We start from the raw sequence: 13,427 nt of genomic DNA on the forward strand, positions 1-13,427 counted from the left end.
GCGCCGTTAACCGATGCGTTCGAAGATCTTTTCGATCTTTTCTTTCAACGCCTGGGCCGTGAAGGGTTTGACCACGTAGCCGTTCACACCGGCTTGGGCCGCTTCGATGATCTGCTCGCGCTTGGCTTCGGCGGTGACCATCAGCACTGGAAGGTGCTTGAGTTTTTCATCGGCGCGCACATGGCGCAGCAAGTCGATACCGGTCATGCCAGGCATGTTCCAGTCAGTCACCAGAAAGTCGATGCTTCCGCTGTTGAGAACCGGGATGGCAGTGGTGCCATCGTCGGCCTCGACCGTGTTGGTGAACCCAAGGTCACGCAACAGGTTTTTTATGATCCGCCGCATCGTTGAAAAGTCATCAACAATGAGGATTTTCATGTTCTTGTCCAATTCGACCTCCAAGCAGTCTTAAACGCGTGCAGCACCTGAACGCGCCATTTCAATCAATCCGGTACAGCATTCGACAACGGCTTGGGGCACAACGGATCGAGACTGCGTAACACATGCCACGCAAACCCTGTTCGCAACCTCCCCGCACCGATTGTCAGCGCGCTCGCCACTCCCCCAAACGCCCCCGCAAACGGGCAGCGCACTGGCTGTGTAACTGACTGACCCGCGATTCACTGACCCCCAGGACTTCACCGATTTCCTTGAGGTTCAGCTCTTCGTCGTAGTACAGCGCCAAGACCAGTCGCTCACGCTCCGGCAAATTGGCAATCGCATCGGCCAGCGCACTCTGGAAACGCTCGTCCTCCAGATCACGCGCAGGCTCCATGTGAGTACTCGCTCCATCCTCGTGCAGCCCTTCATGATCGCCGTCCTGCAACAGGTCGTCGAAACTGAACAGACGGCTGCCCAAGGTATCGTTCAAAATCCCGTAATAATCATCGAGACTCAACTGGAGTTCGGCCGCAACCTCGTGATCTTTAGCGTCTCGTCCGGTTTTCGCTTCAATAGCGCGAATGGCGTCACTGACCATGCGGGTATTACGGTGCACCGAACGGGGTGCCCAGTCGCCCTTGCGGACTTCGTCGAGCATCGCGCCGCGAATGCGGATACCGGCGTACGTCTCGAAACTGGCGCCCTTGCTCGCGTCGTATTTGTTCGCCACTTCGAGCAGGCCGATCATGCCCGCCTGGATCAGGTCTTCGACCTGGACGCTGGCCGGCAACCGCGCCAGCAAGTGATAGGCGATGCGCTTGACCAGGGGCGCGTAACGCTCGATCAACTCGTATTGGGCGTCCCGTGCCGATTTTTTGTAGAGGTGGTTGTAACCGCTGGCTGTCATAACACGGGCCCTGCTGTTTGTTGCACGAGACGCTCGACGAAAAACTCCAGATGCCCACGTGGGTTGGCCGGCAATGGCCAGGTATCGACCTTCTGGGCGATCGCCTTGAATGCCAGCGCGCATTTGGAACGGGGAAAAGCTTCATAGACGGCACGTTGTTTCTGGACGGCCTTGCGAACGCTCTCGTCGTACGGCACGGCACCGACATACTGCAGGGCAACGTCCAGGAAGCGATCGGTGACCTTGGTCAACTTGGCGAACAGGTTGCGCCCTTCCTGAGGGCTCTGGGCCATGTTTGCCAGGACGCGGAAGCGGTTCATGCCGTAGTCGCGGTTCAAGAGTTTGATCAGGGCATAGGCGTCGGTGATGGAGGTGGGCTCGTCGCAGACCACCAGCAGCACTTCCTGGGCGGCACGCACGAAACTGACGACCGAATCACCGATACCCGCCGCCGTGTCGATCACCAGCACATCGAGGTTGTCACCGATGTCGCTGAATGCCTGGATGAGGCCGGCGTGCTGGGCCGGGGTCAGGTGAACCATGCTCTGGGTGCCGGAAGCGGCCGGCACGATGCGGATCCCGCCCGGCCCCTGCAACAGCACGTCACGCAGTTCGCAGCGGCCTTCGATCACGTCCGCCAGCGTGCGTTTGGGTGTAAGCCCCAGCAGCACGTCCACGTTCGCCAGGCCCAGGTCGGCGTCCAGCAGCATGACCCGTCGGCCAAGCTCTGCCAGAGCCAGGGACAAGTTCACTGACACGTTAGTCTTGCCGACGCCACCTTTGCCGCCGGTCACCGCGATCACCTGTACGGGATGCATGCTGCCCATGTTCGTTCTTTACCTGTCTTACTTAGACGGAGGCCACATTACTGGCTGCGCGTTCACATACGGAACATTGCCTGGCAGACCATCGATGTAGGTACAAAAAATATTCATGATTACCTCAGCCAACCTGCTTGGTCGGGCTGTGGTAGATATCAGCGAACATATCAGCCATGGCTTCTTCGCTGGGTTCGTCCTGCATTTGCACACTCACGGCACGGCTGACCAGTTGGTGGCGACGCGGCAGATGCAAATCATCCGGGATCCGCGGCCCATCGGTCAGGTACGCCACCGGCAGATCGTGACCGATCGCCAGGCTCAAGACCTCGCCCAGGCTTGCCGTTTCGTCCAGCTTGGTCAGGATGCAACCGGCCAATCCGCAGCGTTTGTAGCTGTGGTAGGCGGCGGTTAGAACCTGTTTCTGGCTGGTGGTTGCCAACACGAGATAATTTTTTGACCTGATGCCACGCCCGGCCAGGCTTTCAAGCTGCATGCGCAGGGCCGGATCGCTGGCTTGCAGGCCTGCGGTATCGATCAGCACGACGCGCTTGCGCAACAACGGTTCCAGCGCCTGAGCCAGGGATTGCCCCGGATCCACATGGGTCACCGACACGTTGAGAATCCGGCCCAGGGTCTTGAGTTGCTCCTGGGCGCCGATACGGAAGCTGTCCATGCTGACCAGGGCAATGCTCTGGGCACCGTACTTGAGTACATAGCGGGCGGCGAGCTTGGCCAGGGTGGTGGTCTTGCCCATGCCGGCCGGGCCGACCATGGCAATCACCCCGCCCTCTTCCAGCGGCTCGACTTCAGGCGTGGCGATCATCCGCGCCAGATGTGCCAGCAACATGCGCCAGGCCTGGCGAGGCTCGTGGATATCGTTGATCAGCGCCAACAGGTCGCGTGCCAGCGGGCCGGACAGGCCGATGCGTTGCAGACGGCGCCAGAGGTTGGCCTGGGCCGGACGACTGCCTTGCAGTTGGTTCCAGGCCAGGGAGCCGAGCTGGACTTCCATCAGTTCGCGCAGGCTGTTGAGTTCGAAACGCATCGAGTCCAGCGCACGTGGGTCGATACCAGGAGCCGGCGCGGCAGGCGCCGGTGCCGGACGACGCGGCTCTACCGGGGTCGGCTCGATCAGCGGTTCGGCAGCGGTCAGCGGCAGGCCTGCGGTCAACGGCTGGCCGGCAAACAATTGACGATTGGTGCCCGCGACGGCCTCGCCTTCGCTGCTGCGCAGGCTCAATTCGGCCTGGGCGCTGGCGATGCGCGATTGGGTCTTGCGCAGCTCATCCTCAAGTTCCATGTTCGGAACCCGCGGGGCCAGCGCAGACAGTTTGTAGTCCAGGGCCGCCGTCAGCTCGACACCACCGGCGATCCGGCGGTTGCCGATGATGGCTGCTTCGGCGCCCAGCTCGTCACGAACCAGTTTCATGGCCTGACGCATATCGGCGGCGAAAAAACGCTTCACTTGCATAACCCACTACCTCAGCCGTTGGGCCCTACTGTCGCAACAATGGTCACTTGCTTGTTGTCCGGTATTTCCTGGTACGCCAGCACATGCAGCCCCGGGACCGCGAGGCGACCGAATCGCGAAAGCATCGCACGAATCGGACCCGCCACCAGCAGGATCACCGGTTGGCCTTGCATCTCTTGCCGCTGGGCTGCCTCGATCAACGAACGTTGCAGCTTCTCGGCCATGCTCGGCTCCAGCAGAACACCCTCTTCCGAGCCTTGTCCTGCCTTCTGAAGACTATTGAGCAATATCTGTTCCAACCTTGGCTCCAGCGTGATCACAGGCAGCTCCGACTCAGTGCCTACAATGCTTTGGACGATTGCACGGGATACGCCGACCCGCACCGCGGCCACCATGGCGGCGGTATCTTGACTCTTGGAAGCGTTGTTGGCGATGGCTTCGGCAATACTGCGGATGTCGCGTACCGGCACCTGTTCGGCCAGCAGCGCCTGCAAAATCTTGAGCAACTGCGACAACGAAACCACACCCGGCACCAGCTCCTCGGCCAGTTTCGGTGAGCCTTTGGCCAGCACCTGCAGCAATTGCTGGACTTCTTCGTGGCCGATCAACTCGCTGGAGTGCTTGTACAAAATCTGGTTCAAATGCGTCGCAACCACCGTACTGGCGTCCACCACGGTGTAACCGAGGGACTGGGCCTGGGCCCGCTGACTGATTTCAATCCACACCGCTTCCAGGCCAAAAGCTGGATCCTTGGCGGTAATGCCATTGAGCGAACCATAGACCTGACCCGGGTTGATCGCCAGTTCGCGGTCCGGGTAGATCTCGGCTTCGGCCAGGATCACCCCCATCAGCGTCAGGCGATAGGCGCTGGGCGCCAGATCGAGGTTGTCGCGGATATGCACGGTGGGCATCAGGAAGCCCAGATCCTGGGACAGCTTCTTGCGCACGCCCTTGATCCGCGCCAACAGTTGGCCACCCTGGTTGCGATCCACCAACGGAATCAGGCGATAGCCGACTTCCAGGCCGATCATGTCGATAGGGGTCACGTCGTCCCAGCCCAGCTCCTTGGTCTCCAGGGCACGGGCCGGCGATGGCAGCAGTTCCTGCTGACGCTTGACCTCTTGCAATGCCTGGACTTTCTGCGCGTTCTGCTTCTTCCAGAACAGATAGGCGCCGCCTGCCGCCAAGGCGGCCATGCTCAGGAAGGAAATGTGCGGCATACCCGGAACCAGGCCCATCACGGCCATCAGACCGGCGGCTACGGCCAGAGCCTTGGGCGAGGCGAACATCTGCCGGCCGATCTGCTTGCCCATGTCTTCGGAGCCCGAAGCACGGGTCACCATGATCGCCGCGGCTGTGGATAACAACAGTGATGGCAATTGCGCCACCAAACCGTCACCGATGGTCAGCAAGGCGTAAACCTTGCCTGCGTCACCGAAACTCATCTGATGCTGGAGGATACCGACGGCCATGCCACCGATCAGGTTGATGAACAGGATCAGCAGGCCGGCGATGGCGTCACCCCGCACGAACTTGCTCGCACCGTCCATGGAGCCGTAGAACTCGGCCTCCTGGGCCACCTCCAGACGACGGAGCTTGGCCTGGCTCTGATCGATCAGGCCGGCGTTGAGGTCGGCGTCGATTGCCATTTGCTTACCAGGCATGGCGTCGAGGGTGAAACGCGCGCTCACCTCGGAAATACGCCCGGCACCCTTGGTGACCACCACGAAGTTGATGATCATCAGAATGGCGAAGACCACGATACCGACCACGTAGTTACCGCCGATCACCACCTCACCGAAGGCCTGGATCACCTTACCGGCGGCGGCATGGCCTTCCTGGCCGTGGAGCATGACCACGCGAGTGGACGCCACGTTCAGCGCCAGGCGCAGGAGCGTAGCCACCAGCAGAATGGTCGGGAACACGGCGAAATCCAGCGGGCGCAGGGCATACACGCATACCAGCAGCACCACGATCGACAAGGCGATGTTGAACGTGAAGAACACGTCCAGCAGGAACGGCGGCACCGGCAGCATCATCATGGCGAGCATGACCAGCAGCAACAGCGGCACGCCCAGATTGCCCCGGCTGAGGTCTACGACGTTGCTGCGCGCGGTGCTGAGTAACTGAGAGCGATCCACCAAAATTCCCCGTTCCTGTGAAGCAAACTTTTGACGCCCGAAACAGGCGCAGACGGGGTATTGCAAGAAGCCTTCCAACTTTTGCCAGACCTTGAAATACAAGCCTCGGAGCCAGAAAGAAGAACCTGTGGGAGCGAGCCTGCTCGCGATGGCGCTGGTTCAGCGATGAAGGGATTGACTGGAAGGCCGCTATCGCGAGCAGGCTCGCTCCCACAGATTGGTCATCAGCAGTACCTGGCGCAGCCTATTCAGGATCGCGGCGCAGATCCGGCGGGATCGGCAGGTCCTTGAGCGGATCGGGGCGCTTGCCCTTGCCAGCGCGGTGCTGGCGGATCTGATAAACGTAGGCCAGTACCTGTGCCACCGCCAGGTACAGCCCGCCAGGAATTTCCTGGTCGAGCTCGGTGGAGTAATAGATCGATCGCGCCAGGGCCGGCGACTCCAGTAGCATCACTTCATTGGCCACGGCAATCTCACGGATCTTCAGCGCCAGGAAATCGCTGCCCTTGGCCAGCAACACCGGAGCGTTGCCTTTGTCCGGGTCGTACTTGAGCGCCACGGCGTAGTGGGTCGGGTTGGTGATGACCACGTCGGCCGTCGGGATCGCCGCCATCATCCGCCGCTGAGACACCTCATGTTGCAACTGGCGAATCCGCTGCTTGACCTCCGGCTTGCCCTCCGCCTCCTTGTACTCGTCGCGAACCTCCTGCTTGGTCATCATCAGCTTCTGCTTGCTCTGATACAGCTGGATCGGCACATCGATGGCTGCAATCAGAATCAGTCCGCAAGCCATCCACAAGGTGCTCCAGCCCACCAGTTGCACGCTGTGCATGATGGCCTGCTCCAACGGTTCATGGGCGATGCGCAGCACGTCGTCGATGTCCGAATACAACACCGCCAAAGCCACGGACAGGACCAGCAGGAATTTCCCGAAAGCCTTGAGCAGCTCCATCAGGGCCGAAGGGGAAAACATGCGCTTGAGGCCCGCCAACGGATTCATCCGACTGAACTTGGGAGCCAGGCTACCCGCCGCGAACAACCATCCCCCCAGGGAAATCGGGCCGAGGAAAGCCGCCAGGAGCAAAAAGATCAGGATCGGCTGCACCGCCACAATCGCGATCTTGCCCGAGTGCAACAAGTATTGCGCCATGGCCCCCGGACTGAGCAGCACTTCACGAGGCAGGGAGAAATTCAGGCGCATGATTTCCAGCAGGTCCAGGGCCAATCCACCGCCATAGATCAGCAGCCCGCCAGCACCCGCCAGCATCACCACGAGGGTATTGAGCTCCTTGGAGCGCGCGATCTCGCCCTTCTCCCGGGACTCGCGCCTGCGCTTGTCCGTGGGGTCTTCTGTCTTGTCCTGGCCACTCTCGCTCTCGGCCATGGTTCAGCGCGCCTGTGCCATGTCGCGTAGCAGCTGCAAGGCCTGGGTAGCCAGCGGCTGATACTGATTGAGGATATCCCCCAGACTGACCCAGAAAATCACCATACCCAGCACAAGGGTCAGCGGAAAGCCGATGGAAAAAATGTTCAACTGCGGCGCCGCCCGGGTCATCACCCCAAAAGCGATGTTGACCACCAGCAAAGCCGTGATCGCAGGCAGCACCAATACCATCGCCGCCCCCAGGACCCAGCCGAGCTTGCCGGCAACCTCCCAGAAATGATTGACCAACAGCGCACTGCCCACCGGCATCGTGGTGAAACTCTCGGTCAATACCTCGAACACCACCAGATGTCCGTTCATGGCGAGGAACAGCAACGTCACCAGCATCGTCAGAAATTGACCGATCACCGCCGTGTTCACACCGTTCGTGGGGTCGACCATGGAGGCAAAAGCCATGCCCATCTGAATCGAAATGATTTGCCCGGCCACCACGAACGCCTGGAAAAACAGTTGCAGCGAAAACCCCATCAAGGACCCGATGAGGATCTGTTCGGCCACTAGCATCAATGCACTGAGGTCCAGGGCATGAACCGGCGGCATCGGTGGCAACCCGGGTGCGATGACCACCGTGATAGCCAGGGCGAAATACAGGCGTACGCGCCTCGGCACCAGGGTCGTACCAAATACCGGCATGCTCATCAACACGGCAGTGACACGAAACAGCGGCAAGACGAAAGCCGCTACCCAAGAGCCGATCTGGGTGTCCGTCAGCGCGAGCATCGACATCGGGTCAGCCAATCAACTGCGGAATACTGCCGTACAGGCGCTGGATGTATTCCATGAAGGTCTGCACCAGCCAGGGCCCGGAGACGATCAGCGTCACCAGCATGACCAGCAGGCGTGGCAGGAAGCTCAGGGTTTGTTCGTTGATCTGGGTCGCGGCCTGGAACATTGCCACCAACAGGCCCACCAGCAGGCTGGGAATCACCAGGATGGCGACCATCACGGTCGTCAGCCAGAGCGCTTCGCGGAACAGGTCTACCGCTACTTCAGGAGTCATATCGCCCTACCTGCAAATGGTCTAAACACCACCGAAACTGCCCGCCAGGGTGCCAATGATCAAGGCCCAGCCATCTACCAGGACGAACAGCATGATCTTGAACGGCAGGGAAATGATCAGCGGCGACAGCATCATCATACCCATCGCCATGAGCACGCTGGCGACCACCAGGTCGATGATCAGGAACGGGATGAAAATCATGAAACCGATCTGGAACGCGGTTTTCAGTTCGGAGGTCACGAATGCCGGCACCAGGATGGTCAGCGGTGCCTGATCGGCACTGGGGATGTCGGTGCGCTTGGACAGGCGCATGAACAACTCCAGGTCGCTGCTGCGGGTCTGGGCCAGCATGAAGTCCTTGATCGGCACTTCAGCCTTGGCCACCGCGTCCTGGGCGGTGATCTTTTCCGCCAGGTAAGGTTGCAGCGCATCCTGGTTCACCCGGTCGAATACCGGGGCCATGATAAACATGGTCAGGAACAGCGCCATGCCGGTGAGGATCTGGTTCGACGGCGTCTGCTGCAAACCCAGGGCCTGGCGCAGGATCGAAAAGACGATGATGATCCGGGTGAAGCTGGTCATCAGCATGACGAACGCCGGGATGAAACTCAGCGCGGTCATGATCAGCAGGATCTGCAGGCTGACCGAATATTCCTGGGCCCCTTGGGCATTGGTACCGAGGGTGATCGCCGGGATCGACAACGGGTCGGCGGCGAACACCAACGGCGCGGCCAGCATCAGGGCCAACGCCAACAGAATGCGCAACGGCATTACTTCTTATCCTTCTGGTCTTTACCCAGCAGCTCCATGAGGCGCTGGGCAAATTCGGGGGTGGCCTGGTCGGTGGCAGGCACCTGCACCGGCTCCTTGAGGACATGCAGCGCGGTGATGGAACCTGGACTCAGGCCCAGCAGGATTTGCTCGCTGCCGACCTGCACCAGCACCAACCGGTCCCGCGGACCGAGTGCGCGGGAGCCAACGATATCAATGACCTGCCCCTTGCCGGTCGGCCCCGCCTGCTGCACGCGTCGCAGCAGCCAGGCCAGGAAGAAGATCAATCCCAGCACCAGCAGCAGGCCGAGCATCAGTTGCGCCAGTTGTCCGGCCATGCCGCTACCGGCCGTCGACGCGGTGGCCACGGTGCTCGCGGGCTCGGCCGCCATGACGCTCAATGGCAGCATCAGGGTGGTAGCGAAAAGACCTTTCACTCAGCGCAGCTTCTTGATGCGTTCGCTCGGGCTGATCACGTCCGTCAGGCGAATGCCGAACTTCTCGTTGACCACCACCACTTCGCCATGGGCGATCAGGGTGCCGTTGACCAGCACGTCCAGCGGCTCACCCGCCAGGCGATCGAGCTCGATCACCGAACCCTGGTTGAGTTGCAGCAGGTTGCGGATGTTGATGTCGGTGCTCCCCACTTCCATGGAGATCGACACGGGGATGTCGAGAATCACATCCAGATTCGGCCCGTCCAGCGTCACCTGCTCGTTGCTTTTCGGCACGCTGCCAAACTCTTCCATTTGCAGGCGATTGGACGCATGAGCACCGGTGTCCGCGGCCAGCAAGGCGTCGATGTCGTCCTGTCCGGTTTCACCGGCTTCTTCCAGGGCGGCAGCCCATTCGTCAGCCAGCGACTGGTCGTCCTGGTTGTTCATATCATTAGCCATCATTTGTCCTCGGCGGGCAAAAATCAGTTGAAAACGTAAATTCAGCTACAAACTAAAGCGTTCGACCTTGCTCAACGGCGTTCGATCGGCTCGATCACCTGCAACGCCAGGTTGCCTTTGTGAGAGCCCATCTTGACCTTGAAGGCCGGTACGCCATTGGCACGCATGATCATGTCCTCCGGCATTTCGACCGGAATGATATCCCCCGGCTGCATGTGCAGGATGTCCCGCAGGCGCAACTGACGCCGGGCAACCGTCGCACCGATCGGCACGTCGACATCCAGCACGTCCTGGCGCAACGCGTTGATCCAGCGCTCGTCCTGATCGTCGAGATCGGATTGGAAACCGGCGTCGAGCATTTCGCGCACCGGCTCGATCATCGAGTACGGCATGGTCACGTGCAGGTCCCCGCCACCGCCATCGAGCTCGATGTGGAAGGTGGATACCACGATGGCTTCGCTCGGACCGACGATGTTGGCCATGGCCGGGTTCACTTCCGAGTTGATGTACTCGAAGTTCACTTCCATGATCGCCTGCCAGGCTTCCTTCAGATCGACGAAAGCCTGCTCCAGCACCATGCGCACGACCCGCAACTCGGTCGGGGTGAACTCACGGCCCTCGATCTTGGCGTGACGACCGTCACCGCCGAAGAAGTTGTCCACCAACTTGAATACCAGCTTGGCATCGAGGATAAACAGCGCGGTGCCGCGCAACGGCTTGATCTTCACCAGGTTGAGGCTGGTGGGCACATACAGCGAGTGCACGTACTCCCCGAACTTCATCACCTGCACGCCACCGACTGCCACATCGGCCGAACGACGCAGCATGTTGAACATGCTGATGCGGGTGTAGCGGGCAAAACGTTCGTTGATCATTTCCAGGGTCGGCATGCGTCCGCGAACGATGCGATCCTGGCTGGTCAGGTCGTAGCTTTTGACGCTGCCCGGTTCAGCAGCGTTTTCGGTCTGCACCAGGCCGTCATCGACACCATGCAACAGCGCGTCGATTTCGTCCTGGGACAACAGGTCCTGCACGGCCATGGCGGGTTCCTACTGCAATACGAAGTTAGTGAAGAGCAACTGTTCGATCACCACTTTGCCGAGCTCTTTCTGAGCCACTTCCTGCACGCTGGCCGTGGCTTTCTGACGGAGCATTTCCTGGCCGACGGGCGTGGCAAGGGTGTCGAAATTCTGTCCGGAGAACAGCATCACCAGATTGTTGCGGATCAGCGGCATGTGCACCCGCAACGCTTCCAGGTCCGCCTGGTTGCGTCCCAGCAACGTGATGCTGACCTGCATGTAGCGTTGACGACCATTCTGGGTGTAGTTGGCGACGAACGCAGGCGCCATGGGCTCGAAGATCGCCGGCTGCTTGCCTACTGGCGCGGCCTCGACCACCGCCGCCGGCTTGCTTTGAGCGCTGTGCATGAAATACCAGGTTGCCCCCACGGACACACCGATCGCCAGGAGCACACCCACTACGATCAGGATGATCATCTTGAGTTTGCCTTTGGTTGCGGGGTCTTTTACAGCTGCTGCTTCGCTCTTCGCCATGCCAATAATCCGTCACTAATCGGGGGGTTTACGCTTGCATGGCAAGGCAGGAGCAAGTGTTATGCCAGAAATAATTTGCGACACCCGAAAACAACTGCGGGAGCGAGCCTGCTCGCGATAACGGTGGCTCAGACACTTTATGGGTGACTGGTTTACCGTTATCGCGAGCAGGCTCGCTCCCACAAGGGATTAGCACACCAGGTCAGGCGTAGTAATCGACCGCGCTGGTACCGATGACGCTGGTGGTGGCGGCCGCCACCTCAGCGACACTGGCCGGCAGATGCTCATCTGCCGAATCCACTCGCCCGCCGGAGGATGACGTCCGTCCGGTCTGGGCCTGTTGCTGCGCCTGCTGGTTCTGGTTCTGTGAGCCACGGGACTGATCGGACACGTTGACATCGACCTGGCCCATGCCCTGCTGGGCGAAACTGTCCCGCAGACGATGCAACTGGCCTTCGAGGGCTTCGCGAACGCCGGAGTGGGCACTCATGAAGGTCACCTGGGTCTGTTGATCCGGCACCATGTTCACCCGGATGTCCAGGCGACCGAGTTCGGCGGGTTGCAATTGGATGTCGGCAGCCTTGAGATTGGCGCTCGACAGGTACATCACCCGGTTGACCACTTCTTCGGTCCAGCCACTCTGATTCATGGCGATGGGTTGGTTGACCGGCACCGCATTGGCGGTCTTGGGCGTAGCGGCCTGGGTCAGGGCCGCCAGGCGGTTGGCGAAATCATCCACGCGGGTGTCACTGGAAGCCGCATTCAAGTCCTTGAGACCCTCGCCGATCAGACCGCTGAATGCCTTTTCCCCACTCTGACTGCCAGGGCCGGTACTGTCCTGGTCGGCTTGCACGGTGAGCATGCTTGCCATGCCGGCAGCAAATGTCTGGGCCGACGTCGGCGCACTGTCGAGCGGAGCGGGGGCGGCGGTCTTGGATTGGCTGGTAGCGGAAACGTGGCCGCCCTGCTCCATCGCCAATCGCAACACCGGCAAGGCGTCGAGCGGATCGGCCTCGGGATCGAATTTCGGATCCTCCGGCGACGCGGCCTGAACGGCCGGAGCCAGCGGAGCGACCGGAGTCGCCACGGCAGCCGCTACTTGCGGCACAGTCGAGACGTCGACCACAGGCGTGGGCGCCACGTCGGCTTGAACCACAGGTACAACCATGTCCGGCGGCAACATCGGGTCGATGGCAGGATCGGCAGGGGCCGCGTCCGCTACCGGGGTCTCGGCCTCGTCGGCATCGGCGTCCTTGTCTGCCGTGCCATCCGCCTTGACCGGCTTGTCGGCGGGCAAGGGTTTGCCGCTATCGGCAACGGTCGGCTCCGGGGCGGCAGCCGCTTCATCGCTGGCGTCCTTTTTGACGCTGCTGTCAGGCGTCTTGTCGCGCACCGGCTTCATCGCTGGCTCAGGGGCCGACGAGGATTTGACGGGGGCTTGCTGGGCGAAGACCTGGGCGAAGCTGGAGGCTCTATTGCCGAGGTCCGGGGCCGCTGCCGGCGGATTGACGGCGGCCTGCGGCTTGGCCTGGGCAGTGGCCTGAAGCAGTGTATTAGGCGTAACGGGCATAAAAAGGTCTCCGCTGCACTGAATCATAGGTACAGTCGAGACAGGACAATGCAAGGGACGGGCCAACGTTTGGACAGTGGCAATGCCTGGCAGATCAACACTCAGCAGTGAAAGCCTTCGCGCTCTTCCTGGCAGAGATTTCGGACATGAGCAAATTCGCTGTCGATTTCACTGACCAGTTTCTCGATGCCGCCAAGAGAAGGCTGTTTGGCACGCTGCTCCAGCTCACCGCACAGTTCGGCCAGGCGGATAGCGCCCATATTGCTGCTACTGCCCTTGAAGCTGTGGGCGGTGGCGCTCAGCTTTTCAGCGTCGCGGGCCTCATGCAGCACGCGAAGGCGTGCTTCGGAATCGTTGAGAAACGTATCCAGCAGTTCCAGATACCCTTCCTCCATGACTTCCTTCAACGTGCTGAGCACGTCGCGGTCCAGATGAATCTCGTTCACTTGTTCGCTCCCTGATCAAGAGTGGC

General features: G+C 60.7%; 15 protein-coding genes. All 15 read right to left on the bottom strand.

Features of this window, described 5'->3' with window-relative positions; all coding sequences use genetic code 11:
• Nucleotides 1-6: 6 nt before the first annotated feature.
• The 15 genes from CGA22_RS03760 to CGA22_RS03830 all read right to left on the bottom strand — a co-directional run bounded on the left by CGA22_RS03760 (nt 7) and on the right by CGA22_RS03830 (nt 13,401).
• The gene (locus CGA22_RS03760; RefSeq protein ID WP_003183998.1) at nt 7-378 is read right to left on the bottom strand and encodes a chemotaxis response regulator CheY; all 372 of its coding nucleotides are present in this window, start codon (nt 376-378) and stop codon (nt 7-9) included.
• Between the two features lie 166 nt (nt 379-544).
• Nucleotides 545-1,288, bottom strand: coding sequence for an RNA polymerase sigma factor FliA (fliA, locus tag CGA22_RS03765; protein WP_024778673.1), 744 nt, complete (start codon nt 1,286-1,288; stop codon nt 545-547).
• Nucleotides 1,285-2,115 carry a flagellar synthesis regulator FleN gene (fleN, locus tag CGA22_RS03770; RefSeq protein ID WP_003184001.1) on the bottom strand — a complete coding sequence of 277 codons (831 nt, stop codon included), beginning with the start codon at nt 2,113-2,115 and terminating at the stop codon, nt 1,285-1,287. The genes fliA and fleN overlap by 4 nt, the downstream gene beginning before the upstream one ends.
• Nucleotides 2,116-2,230: 115 nt before the next feature.
• Nucleotides 2,231-3,580 (bottom strand): flagellar biosynthesis protein FlhF, encoded by a 1,350-nt coding sequence (gene flhF, locus CGA22_RS03775; protein ID WP_041020357.1) that lies wholly within the window; start codon nt 3,578-3,580, stop codon nt 2,231-2,233.
• A gap of 11 nt (nt 3,581-3,591) precedes the next feature.
• Nucleotides 3,592-5,721 carry a flagellar biosynthesis protein FlhA gene (flhA, locus tag CGA22_RS03780; protein WP_041020364.1) on the bottom strand — a complete coding sequence of 710 codons (2,130 nt, stop codon included), beginning with the start codon at nt 5,719-5,721 and terminating at the stop codon, nt 3,592-3,594.
• Between the two features lie 244 nt (nt 5,722-5,965).
• The gene (gene flhB / locus CGA22_RS03785) at nt 5,966-7,105 is read right to left on the bottom strand and encodes a flagellar biosynthesis protein FlhB (RefSeq protein WP_041020356.1); all 1,140 of its coding nucleotides are present in this window, start codon (nt 7,103-7,105) and stop codon (nt 5,966-5,968) included.
• A gap of 3 nt (nt 7,106-7,108) precedes the next feature.
• Nucleotides 7,109-7,891, bottom strand: a complete 783-nt coding sequence (gene fliR, locus CGA22_RS03790) for a flagellar biosynthetic protein FliR (protein ID WP_041020355.1) — start codon at nt 7,889-7,891, stop codon at nt 7,109-7,111.
• A gap of 4 nt (nt 7,892-7,895) precedes the next feature.
• Nucleotides 7,896-8,165, bottom strand: a complete 270-nt coding sequence (gene fliQ, locus CGA22_RS03795; RefSeq protein WP_041020354.1) for a flagellar biosynthesis protein FliQ — start codon at nt 8,163-8,165, stop codon at nt 7,896-7,898.
• A 21-nt stretch (nt 8,166-8,186) separates the two neighbouring features.
• Nucleotides 8,187-8,936, bottom strand: coding sequence for a flagellar type III secretion system pore protein FliP (gene fliP / locus CGA22_RS03800; RefSeq protein WP_041020353.1), 750 nt, complete (start codon nt 8,934-8,936; stop codon nt 8,187-8,189).
• Nucleotides 8,936-9,346 (bottom strand): flagellar biosynthetic protein FliO, encoded by a 411-nt coding sequence (fliO, locus tag CGA22_RS03805; protein ID WP_041020363.1) that lies wholly within the window; start codon nt 9,344-9,346, stop codon nt 8,936-8,938. Before fliO ends, fliP begins: the two co-directional genes overlap by 1 nt.
• Nucleotides 9,347-9,373: 27 nt before the next feature.
• A complete protein-coding gene (fliN, locus tag CGA22_RS03810; RefSeq protein ID WP_041020352.1) occupies nt 9,374-9,832 on the bottom strand; it encodes a flagellar motor switch protein FliN in 459 nt (152 codons plus the stop codon).
• A 71-nt stretch (nt 9,833-9,903) separates the two neighbouring features.
• Nucleotides 9,904-10,872, bottom strand: coding sequence for a flagellar motor switch protein FliM (gene fliM / locus CGA22_RS03815; protein ID WP_003184019.1), 969 nt, complete (start codon nt 10,870-10,872; stop codon nt 9,904-9,906).
• Nucleotides 10,873-10,881: 9 nt separating this feature from the next.
• On the bottom strand, nt 10,882-11,385 hold the full coding sequence (gene fliL, locus CGA22_RS03820; RefSeq protein WP_041020351.1) for a flagellar basal body-associated protein FliL: 504 nt from the start codon (nt 11,383-11,385) through the stop codon (nt 10,882-10,884).
• A 202-nt stretch (nt 11,386-11,587) separates the two neighbouring features.
• The gene (locus CGA22_RS03825) at nt 11,588-12,955 is read right to left on the bottom strand and encodes a flagellar hook-length control protein FliK (RefSeq protein WP_041020350.1); all 1,368 of its coding nucleotides are present in this window, start codon (nt 12,953-12,955) and stop codon (nt 11,588-11,590) included.
• A 101-nt stretch (nt 12,956-13,056) separates the two neighbouring features.
• The gene (locus CGA22_RS03830) at nt 13,057-13,401 is read right to left on the bottom strand and encodes an Hpt domain-containing protein (protein ID WP_041020349.1); all 345 of its coding nucleotides are present in this window, start codon (nt 13,399-13,401) and stop codon (nt 13,057-13,059) included.
• Nucleotides 13,402-13,427 lie beyond the last annotated feature (26 nt).

The organism is Pseudomonas sp. PSB18 (assembly GCF_014596565.1).
Taxonomy (GTDB): Bacteria; Pseudomonadota; Gammaproteobacteria; order Pseudomonadales; family Pseudomonadaceae; genus Aquipseudomonas.